Here is a 23493-nt window from a genome sequence, read left to right as displayed (position 1 = left end):
CCTCAGGCGGGCCGCGCCGAGTCCATCCCCGCGCGGGCCCCGCGCCACTCGCCGCGCGTGAAGTCGGGGATCTCCTGCGGCGCGCCGTTCGCCTTGATCGAGGCGTGGCTCAGCGGCACCGGGGCCGTCCAGGTGGCGGCGTCGTACACGTCGAAGTCCGGTACGAGGCCCAGCCGCACGCACTGCATCAGGCGGTAGACCATGATGTAGTCCATGCCGCCGTGGCCGCCCGGCGGGTTGGCGTGGTCCTTCCACAGCCAGTGGTCGAACTCGTCGGCGTACGCCGAGAAGTCGCCCCACTGGTCGTCCCGGTGGTCCGGCTCGATGTAGATCCGTTCGGGATAGTCCTCGAACACGCCCCGCGTACCGCCCAGGCTGTTGATCCTGCTGTACGGGTGCGGGGTGGAGACGTCGTGCTCCAGGCGGATCACCCGGCCCATGGCCGTCTGGACCAGACTGATCGTCCGGTCGCTCTCGATGTAGGTCTCCTTCCAGCTCGGGTCGCCGGGCGGCATGTGCTCCGCCCGGTACTCGGCGAGACCGAGCGCCGGGGTGCCGAAGCTGCTGATGCTCACCACCCGGTCGCCCCGGTTGACGTCCATGTAGTTGGCGACCGGCCCGAAGCCGTGGTTGGGGTAGAGGTCCCCGCGCAGCCGGGTGTGCCAGAGGCGGCGCCACGGACCCTCGTAGTACGTGGGGGAGAACATCAGCCCCCGCAGGTCGTGGTTGTACGCCCCCGCCCCGTGCAGCAGCCGGCCGAACTTGCCGGCGTGCGCCATCCGCAGCACCCGCAGTTCGTTCCGGCCGTAGCAGCAGTTCTCCAGCTGCATGCAGTGGCGGCGGGTCTGCTCCGAGAGGTCCACCAGCTCCCACAGCTCGTCCAGCCGCATCGCGACCGGACACTCCACGCCGACGTGCTTGCCGTTCAGCATCGCGGCCCGTGCGACGGCGAAGTGGCTGTCCCAGGGCGTGGCCACATGGACGAAGTCGATGTCGGAGCGGGCGCACAGGTTCTCGTAGTCCTGCTCGCCGTGGGTGTAGACGGCGGGCGCGGGCTGCCCTGCGGCGACGACCTTCGCGGCGGCCCGCTCGGCCTTCTCGCGGACCGGGTCGCAGACGGCGACCACCCGCACCCACGGGAGCGCGAGATAGAGGCCGATCATGCCGTTGCCCCGGTTGCCGAGACCGATCAGCCCGACGCGGACGGTCGAACGGCCCTCGAAGGGGACCCCGGCCATGGTGGCGCCGCGGCGCCGGGGGACGGTGGCGGATCCGGCGGCGGTCGCCGGTGACGCCACCGGCGCGGCCGCGGTGGCGGCCTGCGCGTCGAGGCCGCCGAGGGCGCCGATGCCGAGGCCGGTGCCGGCCGCGGCGGTGCTCCTGAGAACCCCGCGGCGGCTCGGGACGTGCGGATGCTGCTCGTTCATGGAACCTCCCGGACGGTGTGCACGGCTGTTTCATGAATCCCGCACAGGACCCTGGCCCTGGTGTCCGACGGCGCGCAAGGGCGCCGACAGGACTCTCGCGACGGGTAGTTGGACTTTACTGTTCCGGATCTCGCGTCGAGCCGTAGCGAACACCCAGCGTCACCCGAACAGGCGAAGGGCTCCTCACCGGCCGGGGTGAGAAGCCCTTCGTTCTGGGGTGGGTGACGGACGGTCAGCCCGTGGCGTACTGACGTACGGTCAGGGGCGCGTCGCGCGTTCCAGTGCCAGCAGCACCGATCCGTACGTACGGCCGGTCGCCCGGTCCATCCCGATCTCGCACATCCGGTTGGCCGAGAGATGCGCGTCGAAGGGCCGGGAGGTGACCTCGGCCGCCTCCCGGGCGGTCGCCGACTCCGTCAGCTCCGGGTGCAGCATCCCCCGGTCGCCGGCGAAGGCGCAGCAGCCGGCGTCGACGGGGACGACGACCTCCTCCGCGCAGGCCCCGGCCAGCTCGGTCAGCCGGTCCTCGTCGCCCAGGTGCCGCATCGAGCAGGTCGGGTGGACCACGGCGGACCCGACCCGGCGGCGCACGTCGAGCCGGGGCAGCAGCTCGTCCGCCGCCCACACCAGCGAGTCCAGCACCGTCAGCTCGGCGTGCAGCTCCCGGTTGTCCGGGGTGAGGTACGGCACCACCTCGTGCGCGATGCCGAGCGTGCACGAGGAGGCGTCCACCACCAGCGGCAGCCTGCCGCCGGCCGTCCAGCCCCAGGCCGCCTCGACGATCCGGTTGGCCATCACCTCGTTGCCCCGCTCGTACCCCTTGGAGTGCCAGATCGTCGCGCAGCAGGTTCCGGCCACGTCCTCGGGGATCCACACCGGCCGCCCGGCCCGCGCCGACACCGCGACCACCGCCTCGGGCAGCGACGGGCCCGGCTCGCCCTCCGGGTTCCCGAAGATGCGGTTCACACAGGCCGGGTAGTAGACGGCGGCGGCCGCGGGCCGGTGCGTGCGGGGCAGCCGCCGCGCCGCGGCGCCGGGGATCTCCGGCAGCCACTCCGGTACGAGGTCGGGGCGGACGGCCCTGCGGGCGAGGCCCGTCACCGACTCCAGGACCCGGTCGCCGATACGGTCGGCGGCGGCGACCGCGAGGCGCGCGGAGGCCTCCACCGCGCGGAAGTTCCTCGCGGCCAGGGCGGCGATCCGCTCCTCGCGCGGGGAGTGCCGCCGGTGCCGGAAGTCCTTCATCAGCGCCCCGGTGTCGATCCCGACCGGGCAGGCCAGCCCGCAGGTGGAGTCCCCGGCGCAGGTGTCGACGGCGTCGTAGCCGTACGACTCCAGGAGGCGCGCCTCGACGGGGGAGCCGTCCGGCTGGCGCATCATCTCCCGGCGCAGCACGATCCGCTGGCGCGGAGTGGTCGTCAGGTCGCCGCTGGGACAGGTCGGTTCGCAGAAGCCGCACTCGATGCAGGGATCGGCGATCGGCTCCACCGTCGGGATCGTCTTCAGGCCGCGCAGGTGGGCCTGCGGGTCACGGTCCAGGACGATCCTCGGGGCGAGCACCCCGGCGGGGTCGATCGCCTCCTTGACCCGCCACATCAGCTCGGTGGCCTTCGTGCCCCACTCCAGCTCCAGGAAGGGCGCGATGTTGCGCCCGGTGGCGTGCTCCGCCTTCAGCGAGCCGTCGAAGCGCTCCACCGTCACCTTGCAGAACTCGTCCATGAACGCCGCGTACCGCTCGACGTCGGAGGGGTCGGCCGCGTCGAAGGCCAGCAGGAAGTGGAGGTTGCCGTGTGCCGCGTGACCGGCCACGGCCGCGTCGAATCCGTGCCGCGCCTGGAGTTCGAGCAGGGTCGCGCAGGCCTCCGCGAGGCGGGCCGGCGGCACCGCGAAGTCCTCGGTGATCAGGGTCGTCCCGGAGGGCCGCGAACCGCCGACCGCCGTCACGAACGCCTTGCGGGCCTTCCAGTACCCGGAGATCCTCCCCGGGTCACGGGTGAACGCGTTCTCCACGGAGGGCACCGGGGCCACCAGGTCGAGGCGGGCGAGGACCTCCCGCGCCCTCGCCTCGTACGCCTCGCGCGCCGACGCGTCCGGCGCCCGGAACTCGACCAGGAGCGCCGCCGTCTCCTTGGGCAGCTCCGCCCAGTCCGCCGGCACGCCCGCGACGCTCACCGAGGCGCGCAGCGTGTTGCCGTCCATCAGCTCCACGGCGAGCGCCCCGGCCTCGTTGAACAGGGGGACGGCCTCCGCCGCCGCCGGCAGGGAAGGGAAGAAGAGCAGCGCGGTGGACACCTCCCGGTCCAGCGGCAGGGTGTCGAAGACGACCTCGGAGATGAAGCCGAAGGTGCCCTCGGAGCCGACCATGAGGCCGCGCAGGATCTCGACCGGCGTCGTGCCGTCGAGGAAGGCGTCGAGCCGGTAGCCGTTGGTGTTCTTGATGGCGTACTTGGCCCGGATCCGGGCGGTCAGCTCGGCATCCGCCTCGATCTCCGCCCTGAGCGCCGTCAGCTCCGCGCACAGCCGGGGCTCGGCGCGCGCCAGCTCCTCGTCGGCGTCCGGGTCGGCCGTGTCGACCACGGTCCCGCTCGGCAGCACCACGGTGAGCGAGGAGACGGTCCGGTACGAGTTCCGGGTGGTCCCCGCGGTCATCCCCGAGGCGTTGTTGGCGACGACCCCGCCGATCGTGCAGGCGATGGCGCTCGCCGGGTCGGGCCCGAGGACCCGCCCGTGCGGGGCGAGCGCGGCATTGGCCCGTACGACGGTGGTGCCGGGACGGATCCGGGCGCGCGCACCGCCGTCCAGGACCTCGACGCCCACCCAGTGGCGGCGCACGTCGACGAGGATGTCCTCGCCCTGCGCCTGACCGTTGAGGCTGGTTCCCGCCGCCCGGAAGACGACCTCGCGGCCCTTGCCGTGCGCGTACGACAGGACCGCGGAGATGTCGTCGATGTCCTCCGCGACCACCACGGCCTGCGGGACGAAGCGGTACGGGCTGGCGTCCGAGGCGTAACGCACCAGGTCGGAGATCTTCGACAGGACCTTCTCCGGGCCCAGCAGCTCGGTCAGCTCCTCGCGCAGCCGCCTCGGCGTGCCCCGGGCCTGGAGCTCCGGCACGCGGTCCGGGGCCGGGGTCCGCTTCGTCCCGGGGCGCAGGGCCCGCGGGTTCGGCTCAAGCAGCGGCATGTGACGGCTCCCCTTCGGCGCGCCCCCGGGTCCCGGGGAGTGCCCCTGCCGGTGCGGCAGGCCACCCCCGGGGGTCAGCAGCCGCCCTCCGGACCCGGGTCGACCAGGGCGGACAGCAGACCTCCGAGTTCCTCGCGCTGTTCGACGGTCAATGGAGCAAGGATGTCCTCTGCGGCCGCCCGGCGCGCGCTGCGCAGCTCACGCAGCGTGGCGCGCCCCTCGTCGGTGAGCTCGATCCGGACCACCCGGCGGTTCTTCGGGTCGGGCACCCGGCGGACCCGGCCGACCGCCTCGAGTCCGTCGACGAGACTGGTCACCGCACGCGGGACGACTTCCAGGCGGGCCGCGAGGTCGGCCATCCGGGGCGGTTCGCCGAAGTGGGCGACCGTCCGCAGCAGCCGGGACTGGGCGGGGGTGATGCCGACCGGTTCGAGGTGGCGCTTCTGGATGCGGTGCAGCCGCCGGGTGAGCCGGAGGAGCTGCTCGGCGAGGAGGCCGTCGGCGTCGGGTTCCCCCGAACGGTCGAATCCGGTCGGGACGGCGGAGGTGGTCATGCGGGAACAATATCAGGACCATGTTCATTGTGAGCATAGGTAACAATGACCTATGCTCTCATCGACATCACCGCACCCTCGAAGGAGCCCATGCGCCCCCACGACCAGTCCGACTGGACGCCCCCGCCCCGCGACTCCGACCGGCCCAAGGAGCCCGCGCAGCTGCGGCGCATCCTCGGCCTCTTCCGCCCCTACCGCGCGCGCCTCGTGCTCGTCGGCCTCCTGGTCGGCGCCGCCTCGCTCGTCTCGGTCGCCTCGCCCTTCCTGCTCAAGGAGATCCTGGACACCGCGATCCCCCAGGGCCGCACCGGGCTGCTCACCCTGCTCGCCCTCGGCATGATCGCCACCGCCGTCCTGACCAGCGTCTTCGGCGTGCTCCAGACCCTGATCTCCACCACCGTCGGCCAGCGCGTCATGCACGACCTGCGCACCGGGGTGTACGAGCAGCTCCAGCGGATGCCGCTGGCCTTCTTCACCCGGACCCGCACCGGCGAGGTCCAGTCCCGCATCGCCAACGACATCGGCGGCATGCAGGCGACGGTGACCTCCACGGCCACCTCCCTCGTCTCCAACCTCACCGCCGTCGTCGCGACCGTCGTCGCCATGCTCGCCCTCGACTGGCGCCTCACCCTCGTCTCGCTGCTCCTGCTGCCGGTCTTCGTCTGGATCAGCCGGCGCGTGGGCCGCGAGCGCAAGCGGATCACCACCCAGCGCCAGAAGCAGATGGCGGCCATGGCCGCGACCGTCACCGAGTCCCTCTCGGTCAGCGGCATCCTGCTCGGCCGCACCATGGGCCGCGCCGACTCGCTGACCAAGTCCTTCGCCGAGGAGTCCGAGCGGCTCGTCGACCTCGAAGTGCGCTCCTCCATGGCCGGGCGGTGGCGGATGTCCACCATCGGCATCGTCATGGCCGCCATGCCCGCCCTGATCTACTGGGCCGCCGGCATCGCCCTCGGCTCGGGCGGCACCACGATCTCGCTCGGCACGCTCGTCGCCTTCGTCTCGCTCCAGCAGGGCCTCTTCCGCCCCGCCGTCAGCCTGCTCTCCACCGGGGTGCAGATGCAGACCTCCCTCGCGCTCTTCCAGCGCATCTTCGAGTACCTCGACCTGCCCGTGGACATCACCGAGCCCGCCGAGCCCGTCCGGCTCCCCGAGGTCCGGGGCGAGGTCTCCTTCGAGAAGGTCGTGTTCCGGTACGACCCCGAGGGCGAGGGCCGCGCCACCCTCGACGGCATCGACCTGACCGTCCCCGCCGGGGGCAGCCTGGCCGTCGTCGGCCCCACCGGCTCCGGCAAGTCGACCCTGAGCTACCTCGTGCCCCGGCTGTACGACGTCACCGACGGCCGCGTCACGCTCGACGGCGTCGACGTGCGCGACCTGGACTTCGACACCCTGGCCCGAGCGGTGGGCGTCGTCTCCCAGGAGACGTACCTGTTCCACGCCTCCGTCGCCGACAACCTCCGCTTCGCGAAGCCGGACGCCACCGACGAGGAGATCGAGGCCGCCGCGCGCGCCGCCCAGATCCACGAGCACATCGCCTCCCTCCCCGACGGGTACGACACCCTCGTCGGCGAGCGCGGCTACCGCTTCTCGGGCGGCGAGAAGCAGCGCCTGGCCATCGCGCGGACCATCCTGCGCGACCCGCCGGTGCTGATCCTCGACGAGGCGACCAGCGCCCTCGACACCCGTACGGAACACGCCGTGCAGCAGGCCATCGACGCCCTCTCGGCCGGCCGCACCACGATCACCATCGCCCACCGGCTCTCCACCGTCCGCGACGCCGACCAGATCGTCGTCCTGGAGGCGGGCCGGATCGCCGAGCGCGGCACCCACGAGGAGCTGCTCGCGCGGGACGGGCGGTACGCCGCCCTGGTCCGCCGGGACGCACGGAGCGTCCTGGAGACCCCGAACGGTGGCGAACAAACGAACGTGGGAGCGGTTGTTCCCCAGAACGTGTGATCGTTCCGGGATTCGTTGCCCCACTCCCGTACGGCGTCGGAAGATTGCGTTGTGCGATCGACGGGCTGCAGACCGTGACCGCGCAGTCCCACTGATGTACCTGTACGAGGAGAATCACCACCATGAACGTCATCACCAACCTGCTCGCCGGCGTCTTCCACTTCCTGGGATGGCTCGTCTGACGATCGCAGTGCCCGGCGCCGTCGGTCCCCCGTCCCAGGGGGTCGGCGGCGCCGCCGCGTGCGCGGTTCCCCGGATTCCGGTTCGAGCCGGGTTAGCGTGCGGCCATGACGTACCGGCCGCCGTCACCGTACGCACCCCCACGCCGCCGCTCCCGGCTTCCCTCCCTTCCCCGGGAGCCCCGGGGCCCCCGCCGCCCCCGCCTCACCCGGCGCGGCCGGCTGGCACTCCTCCTCGGCGCCGTCCTCGCGGCCGCCGCCGCGGTCACCGTCCCGCTGCTCCTGACGACGGGCGAACCGGCCGTCGAACAGCCCCGTGCGCTCCTCGTCCCCGAGGGCTGGCGGGCCGGCCAGGTCTACACGGCCGTCGACCGGGCCCTCGGACTGCCCGAGGGGACCGCACGGAAGACCGCGACCGCACCCGCCACCACCCTCGCGCTGCCCCCGGCCGCCGGCGGCAACCCCGAGGGATATCTGTTCCCCGCGACCTATCCCGTGGTCGGCGCCACCACCCCCGAGGGGCTGCTGCGCTTCATGGTGGACACCGCGGCCAAGCGGTTCGGGGCCGCGCGGATCGTCGAGGGGGCGAAGGCGCACGGCCTCAGCGTCTACCAGACGGTGATCGCGGCCAGCATCGTGCAGGCCGAGGCCGACAACCCGGAGGACATGGCGAAGGTCGCCCGGGTCGTCCACAACCGGCTGGCCCGGGGCATGGCCCTCCAGATGGACTCGACCCTCAACTACGCGCTGGGCCGCAGCACCGTGGACACCACGTACGAGGACACCCGGAGCGCCAGCCCGTACAACACCTACGCACGCAAGGGCCTGCCGCCGACGCCGATCGGCAACCCGGGCGACGAGGCGCTCGACGCGGTGATCCGTCCGGCGGACGGGGACTGGCTCTACTTCGTCACGGTGGCCCCGGGCGACACCCGCTTCACCGCCGACTACGCGGCCCACCAGGCGAACGTGGCCGAGTTCAACGCCGGCCGGGGCGCGGAGAAGAGCTGAGCCGAAGCCTGGTCACCGCGCGACCGTGACCGCCCGCTCGTCCGCGGCGTCCGCCGCCGGGCGCGCGCTGTGGCCGGCCAGGAAGCGGCGGATGTCCGAGACCGCCGCACGGCCCGCCCGGTTGGCGCCGATCGTCGAGGCCGAGGGCCCGTACCCGACGAGGTGGACGCGCTCGTCCCGTACCGCACGCGTCCCCTCGACCCGGATGCCGCCGCCCGGCTCGCGCAGCCGCAGCGGGGTGAGATGGTCGATCGCCGCCCGGAAGCCGGTCGCCCAGAGGATCACGTCCACGTCGACCGTCCGGCCGTCGTCCCAGGCCACCCCCGTCGGGGTGATCCGGTCGAACATCGGCAGCCGGTCCAGGACCCCGCCCGCGCGGGCCGCGCGGATCGCGTCGTTGAGGGGGAGCCCGGTCACCGAGACCACGCTCTGCGGCGGCAGTCCGCGCCGCACCCGCTCCTCCACGAGCGCCACCGCCGCCCGTCCCTCCGCCTCCCCGAAGGGGCCCTCGCGGAAGACGGGCTCCCGCCGGGTCACCCAGAACGTCTCGGCGGCGACCTCCGCGATCTCCATCAGGTGCTGGGTCCCCGAGGCCCCGCCGCCCACGACGAGCACCCGCTTCCCCGCGAACTCCTCGGGGCCGGGGTAGCCGGAGGTGTGCAGCTGGCGCCCCCCGAAGGTCTCCTGCCCCGGGTAGCGGGGCCAGAACGGGCGGTCCCAGGTGCCGGTGGCGTTGATCAGGGCCCGGGTCGCGTACGTGCCCTCGGAGGTCTCGACCCGCAGCCGGCCGCCCTCGCCCTCCCGGACGGCGGTGACGTCGACCGGGCGGTGCACCCGCAGGCCGAAGGTCCGCTCGTAGGTGTCGAAGTAGCCGCCGATCACCTCGGACGAGGGGCGCGCCGGGTCGGCGCCGGTCAGCTCCATGCCGGGCAGCGCGTGCATTCCGTGGACCTTGCCGTACGTCAGCGAGGGCCAGCGGAACTGCCAGGCGCCGCCCGGCCGCGGGGCGTGGTCGAGGACGACGAAGTCCCGGTCCGGCTCCAGGCCGGACCGGGACAGGTGGAAGGCGGCCGAGAGCCCGGCCTGCCCGGCACCGATGACGACGACCTCCACGGCGCGCACCTCTGCCGCCGCGACCTCTTGTGCCCCGAAGACGTTCACGGTTCTACCAACCGAGGCGGAGGCGCGGATCTTCCCGTGCCCCGTGCCCCGCCCGCGCCCGGCATCCACGCCCGCGCCCGGCATCCCCGCGCGGTCCCGGCTCCCGGGTCTACCGCCCGCCGGGCACCAGCAGCGGCGCGCCCCCCGGTGCCGAGGCCGGCCGGCCGTTCGCGGCCGGGACGCCGAGGAGCGGGGAGACCGGGGGCGACGGCAGCAGCCCGCGCGCCCCGAGCTCCGGCCGCACGCCCTCGCAGAACCAGTACGCCTCCTCCAGATGCGGGTAGCCGGACAGCACGAAGTGCTCCACACCCAGGTTGTGGTACTCCTCGATCCGGTCGGCCACCTCGGCGTGGCTGCCGACCAGGGCCGTGCCCGCCCCACCGCGCACCAGACCCACCCCCGCCCACAGGTTCGGCGAGATCTCCAGCTGGTCGCGGCCGAGGGAGCCGCCCCGGTGGAGCGCCAGCATCCGCTGCTGGCCGACCGACTCGCTGCGGCCGAGGACGCGCTGCGCGGCGGCGACCGTCTCCGCGTCGAGATAGGAGAGCAGCCGGTCCGCCGTCGCCCAGGCCTCCCGCGAGGAGTCGCGGGAGATCGTGTGCAGCCGGATGCCGAAGCGGACGGTCCGCCCGCGCTCCTCCGCGAGACCCCGGATCCAGTCGATCTTCTCCTTCACCTGCCAGGGCGGTTCGCCCCAGGTCAGATAGACGTCCGCGTGCTCCGCCGCCACCGGGCCGGCCGCCGCCGACGAGCCGCCGAAGAAGATCTCGGGCAGCGGGTCCGGCGGCAGCGCGGTCAGCCCGCCCTCGATCCGGAAGTGCTCGCCCTCGAAGTCGAAGGGCCGGCCGCCCCACGCGCCCCGCACCACCGAGAGGAACTCGGCCGTGCGCGCGTACCGCCGGTCGTGGTCCAGGTGGTCGCCGAAGCGGCGCTGCTCGGCGGAGTCGCCGCCGGTCACCACGTTGAGGAGGAGCCGTCCCCGGGTGATCCGCTGGTACGTGGACGCCATCTGGGCCGCGAGCACCGGCGAGATCACCCCGGGCCGGAAGGCCACCAGGAACTTGAGGCGTTCGGTGTGCTGGGCGAGCGCCACCGTGGTCAGCCAGGCGTCCTCGCACCATGTGCCGGTCGGGGTCAGCACGGCTTCGAAGCCCAGCTGCTCGGCCGCCTTGGCGATCTGGATCAGATAGTCGATGTCGGGGGCCCGCACCCCCGACACGGCGCGGTCGCGGGTGATCCCGCCGTCGGTGTAGGCGTGCCGGTCGACGAGGGTCCGGCCGTCGCCGCCGGTCGGCAGGAACCAGTGCAGATGGACGGTCATCAGGAGGCCTTTCGGTAGCTGCGCGCCGGGGTGGTGGACGGCGGCAGGTCCTTGTTGAAACGGCGGTCGACGTAGTCGGCGAAGCGGAAGGTGCGCGGGATCAGCCCGAGCGCGGCGAAGGTGTCGGCGATCCGCTGCTCGGAGGCGACCGCCGCGTCGTCGAGGGCCACCGGGATGCGGGTGCCGTTGCTGCGCTTCACGGCGGCCAGGGCCACCTCGTACGGCAGGCCGGTCTCCTTCGCCCAGACCTTCGCCCACTCCTCGGGATGTTCGAACACCCAGCCCTGGGCCCGCCGCAGGCGTTCGACGAGGTCGCCGACGGCCTTCGCCTTCGCCGGGTCCGCGAGCGCGGCGGGGGCGGCGACCTGGAAGCCGAGGCCGTTGACGAGACCTCGCCCGTCGGTGAGCACCCGTCCCTTGCCGCTGAGCAGGACCTGTGAGGTGTACGGGTCCCAGACGGCCCAGGCGTCCACCTTGCCGGTGGTGAACGCGGCCAGCGCGTCGGCCGGCTGGAGCAGGGTCACCCGGACGTCGCCGAGCGTCAGACCGGCCTTCTCCAGCGAGGCGATCAGCTGGAAGTGCGCGGAGCTGCCCTGGGCGACGGCGACCTTCTTCCCCTTCAGGTCCTTCACCCCGCGCAGGGGCGAGTCCCTCGGGACGAGCAGCGCCTCGCCCGCCGAGTCGCCGTGGGTCGCGGAGACCACGGTGATCTTCGAGTCGGCGCCCGCGGCGAAGACGGGCGGGGTGTTGCCGACGGAACCGATGTCGACGGCCCCGGCGTTCACCGCTTCGAGCAGGGGCGGGCCGGAGGTGAACGTCGACCAGGTGATCCGGTACGGCAGGCCGTCCAGCTCGCCGGCGGCCCGGAGCAGCGCCTCGGAGCCGCCCTTCTGGTCGCCGACGTTCAGGACGAGGGAACCCTTGCCGTCGGAGTTCGGGCCCGCGGCGGAGGCGCCGGAGCAGGCGGAGGCGAGGAGCGCGAGCGGTACGAGCAGGGCGGCGGTGGACAGACGGAAGGACTTCACTGGTCTCTCTTCCCGGGGGACGGAACGGTCATCGGTCAGGCCGCCTGTCCGGCGAACTCGCCCTCGTGCACGCCGAGTTCGGCGAGGAGACGGCTCCGGAGCGGGGCGAGAGCGGGATCGCCGGGGGAGCGGGGGCGGTCGAGATCGACGGCCGTGTCGTACGCGATGACGCCGTCCCGCATGACGAGGGCGCGGTCCGCGAGCAGCAGCGCCTCGTCCACGTCGTGGGTGACCAGCAGGACCGTGCAGCCGCGCCGCTGCCACAGCTCGGCCACGAGCCGCTGGGCCTTGATCCGGGTCAGCGCGTCGAGCGCGCCGAACGGCTCGTCGAGCAGCAGCAGGTCCGGGTCGCGTACCAACGCCCGTGCCAGGGAGGCCCGTTGTGCCTCTCCGCCGGACAGTGTCTTCGGCCAGGCGCCCGAGCGGTTGCCGAGGCCGACCTCCGCGAGCGCCTTCTCCGCGACGGTGCGACCCGGCTTCCCCGGCAGTCCGAGGAGGACGTTGCGCCAGACGCGCTTCCAGGGCATCAGCCGCGGTGCCTGGAACGCCACGGCGCGGCGGCGCGGCACGAGCACCGTGCCCGAGATCTCCCGGTCGAGCCCCGCGAGGACCCGGAGCAGCGTGGACTTGCCGCAGCCGCTGTGCCCGAGCAGCGCGGTGAACTGCCCCGCGTGCAGGGTCAGATCGAGCCCGTCGACGACCGGGCGTCCGTCGAAGGAACGGGTGAGGCCCCGGACGGTCACTGCCCGGTGAAGGTCGGTCGCCATTGCAGCAGCAGCCTTTCGAGAGTGCGGACGACGGCGTCGGCGAGCAGGCCGAGGAAGGCGTAGACGACCAGGCAGACGACGATCACGTCGGTGCGGAAGAACTCCCGCGCCTGGTTCATCAGGAAGCCGATCCCCGCGTCGGCGTTGATGGACTCGCCGAAGACCAGCGCGAGCCAGGCCGTGGCGAGCGAGTAGCGCAGCCCGGTCATCGCGCCCGGCAGCGCCCCCGGGAGGACGACGTGCCGCACCAGACCCCAGCGGCCGAGCCCCAGGGACTGCCCGGCCTCGACGAGTTGGGCGTCGACGCCGCGGATCCCGGCGTACACGTTCAGATAGAGGTGGAAGGCGACGCCGAGCGCGATCAGCGCGACCTTCGGGGCCTCCCCGATGCCCAGCCAGATGATGAACAGCGGGATCAGCCCCACCCAGGGCACGGTCCGCAGCATCTGGACGGGCGCGTCGACGAGGTCCTCGCCGAGCCGCGAGAGGCCGGACAGCAGGGCCAGCGCGATGCCGACCGCCCCGCCGAGCAGCAGTCCCGCGGCGACCCGTCGCAGGGAGACGCCCATCGCGGTCGGCAGGGTCCCGTCACCGATCAGCTCGCCGCCGGCGCGGGCGATCGTCCCCGGCGAGGCCAGCGCGTCGGCGGGCAGCGTCCCGGTCGCGCTGAGGGTCTGCCACAGGGCCAGGAGGAGCAGCGGCCCGACGGTCCGGCGCAGCCGGCGGGGTACGGCGGGGCGGCCGCGGCCGGGGCCTCGGCCTGGCGTCAGGGACTCGACGTCCGGTCCGGGCAAAGGCGAGATATCGGGCGGTGAAGGGGGTGGGGCATGGTCGACCGTCATGGCGGGACTCCGGAGGAGAGCGGGCGAGGGTACGCGTCAGCGGCCGTGGGCGCGGAGCGGGCACGCGCGCACGGCGGACGGAGCGTCAGGAAGGGGAGGGCGAAAGGGCGTCAGCGACCGCGGCGACACGCGGCGGAGGCCACCCGCAGCAGGTCGATGTGACCGCGCGTGGTGAGCAGGGCTGTACGCAACATGGCGCGAAGGTAGCGGCGCCGACGCGCCGGGTCAACGGGCGTCTCGCCCCATGGACGGAGAGGCGCCCCGCCGCGCGCCCGCATCGCCGTGGGTCCCGGCCCGCTGCTCCCGGCCCCGTGCTCCCGACCCGGCGTTCCAGGCCTCGCGTCCCCGGGCCCGCGCTCCCGGTCCGGTGGGCGGGCCACCGCCTAAGCTGCCCATCGGCCCACGTCTCGACCCAGGAGCGCAGCACATGTCCGACCGCGACCGGAAGTTCCCCTACCCCGACGCCCTCCGGGCGGACGAGGCGCCCGCGCCGCACGAGCTGCTCGCGCCGGTGACCGGACTCCTCGGCGTCTGGACCGGCCGGGGGCGCGGTGGGTACCCGACGCTCGCCGAGGAGTTCACGTACGCTCAGGAGGTCACCTTCAGCCACGACGGGCGGCCCTTCCTCCACTACGACGCCCGCGCCTGGCTGATCGACGCCGAAGGGACCCCGCTGCGGCCCGCCGCGCGCGAGAGCGGCTGGTGGCGGCTCAAGCCGGAGGGCCACATCGAGGCACTGATCACCCAGCCCACCGGCATCGCGGAGATCCTCGTCGGGCGCGCCGAGGACGGCGCGATCGACCTCACCAGTCACGAGGTCGCCCTCGCCCCCACCGCCAAGCGGGTCGACGCCAGCCGTCGGCGCTACACCCTCACGGGCGACGGCACGCTGGACTTCGTCCACGACCTCGCGGCGGTCGGCAGGCCCCTGGGGCACCACCTCGCGGCCCGGCTGCGGCGCGAGGGTGGACAGTAGAGCCATGGACAAGGCGAACGAGGACGACCCGTACCTGTGGCTGGAGGACATCTCCGGCGAGGCCGCGCTCGCGTGGGTGGCCGAGCGGAACGCCGAGACCGCGCGTGACGTGGCCGGCGACTCCGGGTTCGAGGCGCTGAAGACGCGCCTGCGCGAGGTGCTCGACGCCTCGGACCGGATTCCCTACCCCGCGCGGCGGGGCGCGTACCTGTACAACTTCTGGCGGGACGCCGAGCACGTACGCGGGGTGTGGCGGCGCACCACCCTGGAGCGGTACCGGGAGGACGAGCCCGAGTGGGAGGTCCTCCTCGACGTCGACGCGCTCGCCGACGCCGAGGGCGAGAAGTGGGTCTGGGACGGCGCGCGGGTGCGGCGGCCCGACTTCGAGCGGGCCCTCGTGCGGCTCTCGCGCGACGGCGGCGACGCCGTCGTCGTCCGTGAATTCGACCTTGTCACCAGGGAGTTCGTGGCGGACGGCTTCCGGCTGCCCGAGGCCAAGACCCGGATCTCCTGGGCCGGCGCCGACACCGTCCTCGTCGGCACGGAGACCGGGCCGGACTCGCTCACCGACTCCGGCTACCCGCGCACGGTCCGCAGATGGCGGCGCGGGACCCCCGTCGAGGACGCCGCGCTCGTCTTCGAGGCCGAGCGGGGCGACGTGGCCGCCTGGGGCTTCCGCGACACCACGCCCGGCTTCGAGCGGGAGTTCGTCGGCCGCTCGGTGGACTTCTTCCGCAGCGAGACCCGTCTGCTGCGGCCCGACGGCAGCAGCGTACGGATCGACGTGCCCGACGACGCCGTCGCCTACGCGCACCGCGAGCACCTGATCGTCACCCTGAAGTCCGCGTGGCTCGGTCGCCCCACGGGTTCCCTGCTCGCGTTCGACTTCGACGGGTTCCTGGCGGGGGACCGCACCCACGAGGTGCTGTTCACGCCGGACGCGCGGACCGCGCTCGCCGGACACACCTGGACCCGGCACCACCTGGTCCTGGAGACGATGCGGGACGTCAGCACCCATGTCGAGGTGCTGACCCCCGCCGAGGAGGGCGGCTGGACGCGCGAGCCGCTCGCCGGGGTGCCCGCCCTGTCGGCGGTCAGCGTCTTCGGCACGGACCCGGACGTCTCCGACGAGTACTTCCTCGACGTGTCCGGCTTCCTCCAGCCCTCCACGCTCCGCTTCGGGCGGATCGGCGCCGGGTCCGAGGTCATCAAGCGGGCCCCGGAGCGCTTCGACACCGGCGGTCTCGCCGTCGAGCAGCACTTCGCCACCTCCCGGGACGGCACCCGGGTCCCGTACTTCGTCATCGGACCCGACCGCACCGCCACCGGCCCCGGCCCCACCCTGCTCTACGGGTACGGCGGCTTCGAGGTCTCCCTCACCCCGTCCTACGGGGCGGTCACGGGCCGGGCCTGGCTGGAGCGCGGCGGCACCCACGTCATCGCCAACATCCGGGGCGGCGGCGAGTACGGCCCCGACTGGCACCAGGCCGCCCTCCGCGCCGAACGGCCCCGGGCCTTCGAGGACTTCGCGGCCGTCGCGGAGGACCTCGTCGCACGGGGGATCACCACCCCGGCGATGCTGGGCGCGAGGGGCGGCAGCAACGGCGGCCTGCTCATGGGCGCCATGCTCACCCGCCACCCCGAGCTGTTCGGCGCGATCGTCGCCCAGGTGCCGCTGCTCGACATGACCCGCTTCCACAAGCTCCTCGCGGGCGCGTCGTGGATCGCCGAGTACGGGGACCCGGACGACGAGGCCGACCGCCCCCACCTGCACGATCTCTCCCCGTACCACCGGCTCGCGGCGGACCGCGCGTACCCGCCGGTCCTGCTGATGACCTCTACCCGCGACGACCGGGTGCACCCCGGGCACGCCCGGAAGACGGCGGCGCGGCTGCGGGAGCTGGGCCACCCGGTGCTGTTCCACGAGAACACGGGCGGCGGCCACGCGGGCGCGGGCGACAACGAGCAGGCGGCGCACAACAGCGCGCTCGTCCACACCTACCTGTGGCAGCGGCTCGCCCGCACCGGCCCGGAGGGCGTACCCGTGGGGGAGACGGCGACCGGCACCCGTGAGGGCGTACCCGTACGGGAGGCGGCCGCCACAGCCCCGGAGGGCGCACCCGTAGGGGAGCACGAGGCCGGTCCGCTCACAGCCACCCCGCGCGCTGCGCCTGCAGCGCCATCTGGAAGCGGCTCGTAGCGCCGAGGCGGGCCATCAGGATCTGCACCCGGCGGAACAGCGTGCGGCGGCTGACCCCGATCTCCCGCGCGATCACCTCGTCGCTCGCTCCGGCCGCGAGGAGCCGGAGCAGGCGGCGGTCCGCCGGGAGCAGCGCGGCGGGCCGCGCCGTGCGGCCGTGCAGGGGCAGGGCGCTCTGCCAGCCCTGCTCGAACAGCGCCACGAGCGCCGAGAGCAGCCCGCACGGCTGCACCACCAGCATGGTGTTGTAGACGTCCGTCTCCCGTATCGCCAGCGCGACCAGGGCGTACGCGTCGTCGATGATCAGCAGCTTGACCGGCACCGAGGGCAGCACCCGGGCCTGCTCCCCGGCCTCCACGCACGGCTCGATGGCGTTCTCCAGCTGCCCCGGGTACTCCAGGGACTCCCGCGAGTACACGACCCGCTGCGTCACCCCCCGCGCGAGGGTGGCCAGCGCGTCGTCCGTGGCGCCTTCGAGCGGGAAGTACGGCGGCGAGTCGAACTGCCGGATCTGCTCCCGCGCGCTCGCCCAGGCCTGGCGCATCCGCAGCCCGATCGCGTCCCCGGTGACGACCTCCACGAGCGGGTCGTGGTACCCGGCGAGCCGGTGCCGGCGGAACGAGTCGAACGCGCCCCCGACCGTGATCCGGGACTCGTCCAGCTCGGCCGCCCGCCGCCGCCCCAGGATCTCCAGGCCCGCGGCCGGCGGCACCGGGGCCACCACGTCGGGACCCTCCTCGGCGGCGCTCGCCAGACCGGAGTCGACGAGCTCGCGGTACGCCTCCCCCAGCGCGGCCCCTTCGAGACCGGCGGCGGCGCCGATCGCGCTCAGGGGCGCCGGGCCCATGTCCAGGAGCCTCCCGTAGACCCGGACGGCCTCCGGACCGATCCCCAGCAGCCGCAGGGCCTCACCGAGCTTCTCGTTCGCCATGACGCCCATTATCGGTGCGCCCGCTCCCCGGCCGTGGCCGATTCGTGCCACTGGCGGTCCTGGGCACCCGGGGTCGCCGGTGAGCGGTACTTTCCGGTTGCCGCCGACGACCGGTGGCCGTGGAACCCATGCGGAAGAAGGAGCAGGACGTGGCGAAGGGTCGCAAGAACGGCCTCTACGGAGGAGTCTCCGAGGAACTCTCCACCCTGATGAGGACCGGGTGGGCGGACACCGAGCGGCACGATCTCGAACCCGCCGAGCAGGCCCCGTACACGGCCCTGCGCCGTGCCGAGCTCTCCGCCCGCTTCCCCGGCGAGCGCCTGGTGATCCCCTCCGGCAACCTGAAGACCCGCTCCAACGACGACACCTACCCCTTCCGCCCGTACTCCGGCTACGTCCACATGACCGGGGACAAGGCCCGCGACGGCGCCCTGGTCCTCGAACCCCGCGCCGACGGCGGCCACGACGCGTACTGCTACGTGCTGCCCCGCGACAGCCGGGACAACGACGAGTTCTGGATCGGCTACACGGCCGAGCTGTGGATGGGCCGCCGCCCCTCCCTCGCCGAGTACGAGACGGTCCTCGGCCTGCCCTGCCGCGACGTCCGCTCCCTCGCGAAGGACCTCGCCGCCGGCGACGGCGTCCCGACCCGCATCGTCCGCGGCCACGACCCCGTCCTCGAAGCGGCCGTCACCACCGACGAGGAGCGTGACGTCGAGCTGGACGGCACGCTCAGCGACCTCCGGCTCGTCAAGGACGCGTGGGAGCTCGGCGAGATGCGCAAGGCGGTGGACTCCACCGTCCGCGGCTTCACCGACTGCGTCGGCGAGCTCTCCCGCGCGGTCGCCACCTCCGAGCGCTGGATCGAGGGCACCTTCTTCCGCCGGGCGCGCCTGGAGGGCAACGCCCTGGGCTACGGCTCCATCTGCGCCGCGGGCGACCACGCCACGATCATGCACTGGACGGAGAACGACGGACCGGTCCGCCCCGGCGAGCTGCTGCTGCTCGACGCGGGCGTGGAGACCCACTCCCTCTACACCGCCGACGTCACCCGCACCCTGCCCATCAGCGGCACCTTCACCGATGTCCAGCGCAAGGTGTACGACGCGGTGTACGAGGCCCAGGAGGCGGGCATCGCCGCCGTGAAGCCGGGCGCCGCCTACCGCGACTTCCACGAGGCGTCCCAGCGCCACCTGGCCGAGCGGCTCGTCGAGTGGGGCTTCATCGAGGGCCCCGCGGACCGCGCGTACGAGCTGGGTCTCCAGCGCCGCTTCACCATGGCCGGCACCGGCCACATGCTCGGCCTGGACGTCCACGACTGCGCGCAGGCGCGCACCGAGGAGTACGTCGACGGCGTCCTGGAGCCGGGCATGGTCCTCACCGTCGAGCCGGGCCTCTACTTCCAGCCCGACGACCTGACCGTGCCGGAGGAGTGGCGCGGCATCGGCGTCCGGATCGAGGACGACCTGGTGGTCACGGAGGACGGCAACGAGAACCTGTCCGCCGGTCTGCCGCGTTCCTCGGACGAGGTCGAGGCGTGGATGGCGCGGTTCGCCGGCTGAGCCGCGAAGAGCCGGGCGGGCGGTCGGGGCGACCGAGGGAGGTCTGCCCCGGCCGCCCGTCCCTTTCCGGTGGCGATCCGCCGTGTCACGGCGGTCGGAACGGGCCGACCACTGGACGGCGACGCGGACATGCGATGAGATGCATCTGCACCTAATCAAAAAGTTGCCTATGGAGCCGCATCATGCACCCGTTCCGTCAGGCCGTGGAGCACCGCGACCACGCCGCCATCGAGGCCATGCTCGCCGAGGACGTCGTCTTCACCAGCCCGGTGGCCTTCCGCCCGTATCCAGGCAAGGCCATCACCGCCGCCATCCTGCGCGGGGTCGTCCGCGTCTTCACCGACTTCCGCTACGTCCGCGAGATCGAGAGCGCGGACGGCCGGGACCACGCGCTCGTCTTCACCGCGAAGGTCGGGGACAAGGAGATCAACGGCTGCGACTTCCTCCACTTCGACGAGGAGGGCAGGATCGACGACTTCATGGTCATGGTCAGGCCCTTCTCCGCCGCGCAGGCGCTCTCCGCCGCCATGGGCGCCCAGTTCGAACGCATCGCGGCGGAGGCCCTCGCCGCGAGCGGCGACACGGGGACGGGCGCGGCGGCCGGCGACGGGGAGGCCGCTGCCGTGGAGACCGGCGACGGAGGCGAGGGCCGGCGGTGAGCGGCGGCGGCGACTTCGACGCCGTCGTCGTCGGCGCCGGTAACGCGGGGCTCACCGCCGCCGGTCTCCAACGCGCCGGGGCCCGGACGCCGGCATCCGGCCCGACCCCGCCTCGGGGTACGCGCACGCGTGCGTCGCCCACCCGCTGACGGACCCCCACCGCGCGCGGCGAACCCCCGTACCCGCCCGGGGGCGATCCGGGTCATCCCGTGGGCGTCGGTCCACGGGCGGATTCCGCGGAGATCACGGCTGGATAGTGTCGCGGCATGGACACGCTGAGCACGAGATCGGCCCTCACGGCCTGGGCGGGAGCCGCCCTGTACCTCCTCGCGGTGGCCCTGCTCATCGGAGGGGCCCCGCGCGCCTCGGGCACGGTCCACGGGGCCGGGGCCCTGCTCGCGGCGAGCCTGCTCGTCGGCGTGCTGCGCCGCAGGCCCCTCCTGGCGCTGTCTCTGACGCTCCTCGGGTCCACCCTCGTGGTGGTGGGCGTCCCGGGCGCCGCAGGGACGAGCCTGCCCGCCGCGTACCAGGGCCAGTTCCTCTCCTTCCTCGCGGCGGACCTCGTCCTGGGCTTCCTCGTCGCCACCCGCGCCCGACGGGTGGCGGTCGCCGCGGCGGCCGCGTCCTTCGTCGTCCAGCTCCTCGTCATCGCCGGCTTCTCGCACGGGGACACCCTCGTCGTGAACGTCGTCATCGCCCTCCTGGCGGCCGCCGCGGCCTGTACGGGCGGGCTGCTCGTCCGCGAGCGCGGAGAACACGCGGCGGAGCTCCGCTCACAGGAGCTCTCCGAGGCCGTGACCGCCGAACGGCTGCGCATCGCACGGGAACTGCACGACATGGTCGCGCACAGCATCGGCATCATCGCCATCCAGGCCGGAGCGGCGGGCCAGGTCGTCCGGACCCGGCCCACGGAGGCCGGTGAGGCGCTGCGGGCCATCGAGGCCACCAGCAGGGAGACCCTGTCGGGCCTCCGGCGCACCGTGACGGCACTGCGCCGGACGGACCCGGACGCGGCGGCCCCGGGGAGCGGCACGGGCCTCGCGCCCTCGCCGGGTCTCGCGGACCTCGACCGGCTGGCGGCGGCCACGGCCGACGCGGGGGTGTGCGTGGAGGTCCGCCGCGGCGGACGGGAGCGGCCCCTGCCGGCCGATGTCGAGCTGTCCGCCTTCCGTATCGTTCAGGAGGCGCTGACCAACGTGGTCCGCCACGCGGGCACCGGACACTGCCGGGTGCTCATCGACTACGGGGACGAGGAGCTGACCGTGGAGGTCGTCGACGCCGGGCGGGGTGCCCCCGAGGGGAACGGCCCGGCCCACGGTTTCGGCCTGGTGGGCATGCGGGAGCGGGTCGCCCTGCTGTCCGGCGAGTTCAGCGCCGGGACCCGCGCCGAGGGCGGCTTCCGGGTGACGGCCCGACTCCCGCTGGCCGAACCCGACCGGGCCCCGCTGGAGGCCCGGTGAGCACCGGCCCCCTGCGCATCGTGCTCGCCGACGACCAGCCCCTGGTGCGGTCCGGCCTGCGCCTGGTCATGGCCGACCACCCCGACCTGGAGGTCGTCGGCGAAGCGGCGAACGGTGCCGAGGCGGTCGAGCTGGTCGGCGAACTCGCCCCCGACGTCGTGGTGATGGACATCCGCATGCCCGGCATGGACGGGATCGAGGCCACCCGCCTGATCACCGAGGGGCCGGCCGCCACGCGCGTCCTCGTCCTCACCACGTTCGACGAGGACGACCACGTCTACGGCGCACTGCGGGCCGGGGCGAGCGGCTTCGTGGTCAAGGACATGGCGCTGAACGACATCCTCGCGGCGATCCGGGTGGTCGCCGGCGGCGAGGCGCTGATCGCGCCGGGGATCACCCGCCGACTGATCGCCGACTTCGTCGGGCGCCCCACGCGGCGCTCCGCACGGCCGGTCGAGGGCATCACCGAGCGGGAACGGGAGGTCCTGACCCTCATCGGACGCGGCCTGACGAACACCGAGATCGCGGAGGACCTCTTCATCACCGTGGCCACCGCCAAGTCGCACGTGTCGCGCCTGCTCACCAAACTGGGCGCCAGGGACCGGGTCCAGCTGGTGATCACCGCGTACGAGACGGGGCTCGTGACGCTGCCCGGCTGAACGGCGCGGATCGGGGCACGGCCGCGGACCCGGACGCGTATCCGGGCACGCGCCCCACCCCGTATCGGCATCCCGTGCGCACATCGACCGCCCGTACGAGGGGAAGTGGCCCCCGTATTCACCGATTCAGGTGACAGCGGCCGAGGCGAAACGTCCCTGCCGGAAGGGGGACGGTCACTCTCGGAGCGACACATGGAGCCACCCTGTGGAGCGTCCGATGCAGCTGATCCCCCGTCATGACCCGTACCTCGTCGTCCGTTCGACCGGCGGTCACACCGTCGCGGCCCTCCAGGGCGAACTCGACCTCGTCCTGGTGCGGCACCTGCGGCCCGAGCTCGACGCCCTCGTCAGGGAGTCCGACGCCCTGACGGTCGACATCCGGCGCCTCACCTTCTGCGACGCCACCGGACTCGGCCTCCTCGCCCACTGCGCCGGGCGCGTGCACCGGCGCGGGGCGCGCTGGCGGCTCCTGTGCGACCAGCCGTGGATCCTGCGGCTGATCCGTCTGACGGCGCTGGGCGAGGTGCTGCGCCCGGAGGCCGGGCCGCCGGAGGGGCTGGGGGACGGCGTACCCGGTGGACCCGCGCCCCTCCGAGCCCGGTGACACGAGCCCCGTCTCGTAGGCGGCGATCACGGCCTGGGCCCGGTCGCGCAGCCGGAGCTTCGACAAAATCCGGGCCACATGGGTCTTCACCGTCGCCTCACTCAGCCCGAACCGCACGGCCAGCTCGGCGTTGCTGTGCCCGCGCGCGAGGGCTTCCAGCACCTCCGGTTCGCGCGGGGTGAGCGTGGCGAGCTCACGGGGCGGCGCCGTCGGCGTCCCGGCGGACGCGGCGAAGCGCTCCACCAGCCGGCGGGTGATCGCCGGGCCCGAGGCGTCGCCGCGTGGCCGCCGGAGCCCTCCTGGCGGTCCACGCCCCGGCGTCTCCCCGCCGGCGGGCCTCCTCCTGGCGGGCCTCGCGGGCCACCGGATCCTCAGGGAAGCCACCCGTGAATCCTGTGCGTAGGGTGGCCGCATGTCACTGAGTCACATAGTTCTCGCGTCCGGTCGTCGGATCCGGCTCACCCAGCTGCGGATGTCCTCGACCTACGCGGGGATGCTGGAGGGCTACCCGTGCAAGCGAGTCAACGACCGCAAGGTCGAATGGCTTCAGCGGGACGCCGAACGCGCGTACTCCTCCCTGCCGGTTCACGTCGTTCCGCCGGTCCGCGCGTACCCGGACGAGCGCGCCGGAGCCTTCGGCCCCGTCGAGGTGCTGCCTTCCGTGTTCTGCGTCGGCGTCTTCGACTCCGCGCCGCTCGACCCGGCGATGGACGGCTCCTCCCTCGTCGTCGCCTGGTTCCAGCCCGCCCCGGAGGTACCGACGGGCGAGGACGCCGATCCCGCGCTCCGCGGCGTCGCCTGGGAGGAGCTGGCCGAGGACTACGAACTGTAGCGACGGGGCCGCGCGGGTCCCGCTCCTAGCTTGATCTTTAACGTGCGCTGTCGAACGGTGCGTCGTACTTGATCACTCGGTGCGGTATCCGCCGGACGTAGAAGCGGCCTTCGTCTGAACATGTGCTCCGACCAAGGAACACACACGTTCAGCGCGAAGGCCGTGGGGATGAGTCTGCTGC

19 protein-coding genes and 1 pseudogene are annotated in these 23493 nt (G+C 73.5%); 10 read left to right on the top strand and 10 right to left on the bottom strand.

All coding sequences use genetic code 11. The annotated features are described in order from the left end of the window. Window positions 1-2: 2 nt before the first annotated feature. The 3 genes from ASD33_RS06900 to ASD33_RS06890 all read right to left on the bottom strand — a co-directional run bounded on the left by ASD33_RS06900 (window position 3) and on the right by ASD33_RS06890 (window position 5164). Complete coding sequence (locus ASD33_RS06900; protein ID WP_056555051.1) at window positions 3-1427, bottom strand: Gfo/Idh/MocA family oxidoreductase; 1425 nt, start codon at window positions 1425-1427, stop codon at window positions 3-5. Between the two features lie 258 nt (window positions 1428-1685). Next, window positions 1686-4610, bottom strand: a complete 2925-nt coding sequence (locus tag ASD33_RS06895) for an FAD-binding and (Fe-S)-binding domain-containing protein (RefSeq protein ID WP_056555047.1) — start codon at window positions 4608-4610, stop codon at window positions 1686-1688. Between the two features lie 74 nt (window positions 4611-4684). Beyond that, window positions 4685-5164, bottom strand: a complete 480-nt coding sequence (locus ASD33_RS06890) for a MarR family transcriptional regulator (RefSeq protein ID WP_056555045.1) — start codon at window positions 5162-5164, stop codon at window positions 4685-4687. Window positions 5165-5254: 90 nt separating this feature from the next. On the opposite strand from ASD33_RS06890, the gene ASD33_RS06885 reads away from it, so the two are divergent. After that, a complete protein-coding gene (locus ASD33_RS06885; RefSeq protein ID WP_056555585.1) occupies window positions 5255-7123 on the top strand; it encodes an ABC transporter ATP-binding protein in 1869 nt (622 codons plus the stop codon). Between the two features lie 287 nt (window positions 7124-7410). Then, entirely contained in the window at window positions 7411-8313 is a 903-nt protein-coding gene (gene mltG, locus ASD33_RS06880; protein WP_056555042.1) for an endolytic transglycosylase MltG, read from the top strand. 12 nt (window positions 8314-8325) lie between these two features. Here mltG and ASD33_RS06875 read toward each other — a convergent pair whose 3' ends face one another. The 5 genes from ASD33_RS06875 to ASD33_RS06855 form a co-directional block, all read right to left on the bottom strand. Further along, window positions 8326-9435 carry an NAD(P)-binding domain-containing protein gene (locus tag ASD33_RS06875; RefSeq protein WP_056555039.1) on the bottom strand — a complete coding sequence of 370 codons (1110 nt, stop codon included), beginning with the start codon at window positions 9433-9435 and terminating at the stop codon, window positions 8326-8328. 148 nt (window positions 9436-9583) lie between these two features. After that, window positions 9584-10795: an LLM class flavin-dependent oxidoreductase gene (locus ASD33_RS06870; RefSeq protein WP_056555037.1), complete on the bottom strand. Its 1212-nt coding sequence runs from the start codon at window positions 10793-10795 to the stop codon at window positions 9584-9586. Continuing rightward, on the bottom strand, window positions 10795-11820 hold the full coding sequence (locus ASD33_RS06865) for an ABC transporter substrate-binding protein (protein WP_056555034.1): 1026 nt from the start codon (window positions 11818-11820) through the stop codon (window positions 10795-10797). Before ASD33_RS06865 ends, ASD33_RS06870 begins: the two co-directional genes overlap by 1 nt. Before the next feature lie 35 nt (window positions 11821-11855). Beyond that, complete coding sequence (locus ASD33_RS06860) at window positions 11856-12587, bottom strand: ABC transporter ATP-binding protein (RefSeq protein WP_056555031.1); 732 nt, start codon at window positions 12585-12587, stop codon at window positions 11856-11858. After that, entirely contained in the window at window positions 12560-13429 is an 870-nt protein-coding gene (locus tag ASD33_RS06855; protein WP_079044617.1) for an ABC transporter permease, read from the bottom strand. The genes ASD33_RS06860 and ASD33_RS06855 overlap by 28 nt, the downstream gene beginning before the upstream one ends. A gap of 427 nt (window positions 13430-13856) precedes the next feature. Here ASD33_RS06855 and ASD33_RS06850 point away from each other — a divergent pair, with 427 nt between their 5' ends. Beyond that, complete coding sequence (locus ASD33_RS06850; protein ID WP_056555028.1) at window positions 13857-14405, top strand: FABP family protein; 549 nt, start codon at window positions 13857-13859, stop codon at window positions 14403-14405. A gap of 4 nt (window positions 14406-14409) precedes the next feature. Beyond that, a complete protein-coding gene (locus tag ASD33_RS06845) occupies window positions 14410-16605 on the top strand; it encodes a prolyl oligopeptidase family serine peptidase (RefSeq protein WP_079044616.1) in 2196 nt (731 codons plus the stop codon). Here ASD33_RS06845 and ASD33_RS06840 read toward each other — a convergent pair. Continuing rightward, entirely contained in the window at window positions 16553-17536 is a 984-nt protein-coding gene (locus ASD33_RS06840) for a LuxR C-terminal-related transcriptional regulator (protein WP_199863468.1), read from the bottom strand. The genes ASD33_RS06845 and ASD33_RS06840 overlap by 53 nt on opposite strands. A gap of 149 nt (window positions 17537-17685) precedes the next feature. Here ASD33_RS06840 and ASD33_RS06835 point away from each other — a divergent pair, with 149 nt between their 5' ends. From ASD33_RS06835 to ASD33_RS36100, 5 genes are all read left to right on the top strand, one after another. Next, window positions 17686-19098: an aminopeptidase P family protein gene (locus tag ASD33_RS06835; protein WP_056555578.1), complete on the top strand. Its 1413-nt coding sequence runs from the start codon at window positions 17686-17688 to the stop codon at window positions 19096-19098. 182 nt (window positions 19099-19280) lie between these two features. Beyond that, window positions 19281-19757, top strand: a complete 477-nt coding sequence (locus ASD33_RS06830; RefSeq protein WP_056555021.1) for a nuclear transport factor 2 family protein — start codon at window positions 19281-19283, stop codon at window positions 19755-19757. 266 nt (window positions 19758-20023) lie between these two features. Next, on the top strand, window positions 20024-21217 hold the full coding sequence (locus ASD33_RS06825) for a sensor histidine kinase (RefSeq protein ID WP_056555019.1): 1194 nt from the start codon (window positions 20024-20026) through the stop codon (window positions 21215-21217). After that, window positions 21214-21876 (top strand): response regulator transcription factor, encoded by a 663-nt coding sequence (locus tag ASD33_RS06820; RefSeq protein WP_242426854.1) that lies wholly within the window; start codon window positions 21214-21216, stop codon window positions 21874-21876. Before ASD33_RS06825 ends, ASD33_RS06820 begins: the two co-directional genes overlap by 4 nt. Window positions 21877-22093: 217 nt before the next feature. Next, the gene (locus tag ASD33_RS36100; protein ID WP_242426853.1) at window positions 22094-22480 is read left to right on the top strand and encodes an STAS domain-containing protein; all 387 of its coding nucleotides are present in this window, start codon (window positions 22094-22096) and stop codon (window positions 22478-22480) included. Here the strand turns inward: ASD33_RS36100 and ASD33_RS36095 are convergent. Continuing rightward, window positions 22469-22759 (bottom strand): annotated as a pseudogene (locus ASD33_RS36095) (response regulator transcription factor); the annotation flags it as partial. The gene ASD33_RS36100 and the pseudogene ASD33_RS36095 overlap by 12 nt on opposite strands. A gap of 133 nt (window positions 22760-22892) precedes the next feature. Between ASD33_RS36095 and ASD33_RS06810 the strand changes: the two are divergent. After that, entirely contained in the window at window positions 22893-23312 is a 420-nt protein-coding gene (locus ASD33_RS06810) for a hypothetical protein (RefSeq protein ID WP_056555013.1), read from the top strand. Window positions 23313-23493 lie beyond the last annotated feature (181 nt).

This window comes from Streptomyces sp. Root1304 (assembly GCF_001426405.1).
GTDB lineage: Bacteria > Actinomycetota > Actinomycetes > Streptomycetales > Streptomycetaceae > Streptomyces.
This window is presented reverse-complemented; position numbering and strand designations above follow the sequence as displayed.

What these genes read in the sequence shown, in the direction of transcription:
- ASD33_RS06830 (WP_056555021.1), top strand. Translation starts at nt 19,281, where the DNA reads ATGCACCCGTTCCGTCAGGCCGTGGAGCACCGCGACCACGCCGCCATC.
- ASD33_RS06895 (WP_056555047.1), bottom strand. Translation starts at nt 4,610, where the DNA reads ATGCCGCTGCTTGAGCCGAACCCGCGGGCCCTGCGCCCCGGGACGAAG.
- ASD33_RS06870 (WP_056555037.1), bottom strand. Translation starts at nt 10,795, where the DNA reads ATGACCGTCCATCTGCACTGGTTCCTGCCGACCGGCGGCGACGGCCGG.
- ASD33_RS06855 (WP_079044617.1), bottom strand. Translation starts at nt 13,429, where the DNA reads ATGACGGTCGACCATGCCCCACCCCCTTCACCGCCCGATATCTCGCCT.
- ASD33_RS06850 (WP_056555028.1), top strand. Translation starts at nt 13,857, where the DNA reads ATGTCCGACCGCGACCGGAAGTTCCCCTACCCCGACGCCCTCCGGGCG.
- ASD33_RS06890 (WP_056555045.1), bottom strand. Translation starts at nt 5,164, where the DNA reads ATGACCACCTCCGCCGTCCCGACCGGATTCGACCGTTCGGGGGAACCC.
- ASD33_RS06860 (WP_056555031.1), bottom strand. Translation starts at nt 12,587, where the DNA reads ATGGCGACCGACCTTCACCGGGCAGTGACCGTCCGGGGCCTCACCCGT.
- ASD33_RS06825 (WP_056555019.1), top strand. Translation starts at nt 20,024, where the DNA reads ATGGACACGCTGAGCACGAGATCGGCCCTCACGGCCTGGGCGGGAGCC.
- ASD33_RS06810 (WP_056555013.1), top strand. Translation starts at nt 22,893, where the DNA reads ATGTCACTGAGTCACATAGTTCTCGCGTCCGGTCGTCGGATCCGGCTC.
- ASD33_RS06900 (WP_056555051.1), bottom strand. Translation starts at nt 1,427, where the DNA reads ATGAACGAGCAGCATCCGCACGTCCCGAGCCGCCGCGGGGTTCTCAGG.
- ASD33_RS06845 (WP_079044616.1), top strand. Translation starts at nt 14,410, where the DNA reads ATGGACAAGGCGAACGAGGACGACCCGTACCTGTGGCTGGAGGACATC.
- ASD33_RS06885 (WP_056555585.1), top strand. Translation starts at nt 5,255, where the DNA reads ATGCGCCCCCACGACCAGTCCGACTGGACGCCCCCGCCCCGCGACTCC.
- mltG (WP_056555042.1), top strand. Translation starts at nt 7,411, where the DNA reads ATGACGTACCGGCCGCCGTCACCGTACGCACCCCCACGCCGCCGCTCC.
- ASD33_RS06840 (WP_199863468.1), bottom strand. Translation starts at nt 17,536, where the DNA reads ATGGCGAACGAGAAGCTCGGTGAGGCCCTGCGGCTGCTGGGGATCGGT.
- ASD33_RS36100 (WP_242426853.1), top strand. Translation starts at nt 22,094, where the DNA reads ATGCAGCTGATCCCCCGTCATGACCCGTACCTCGTCGTCCGTTCGACC.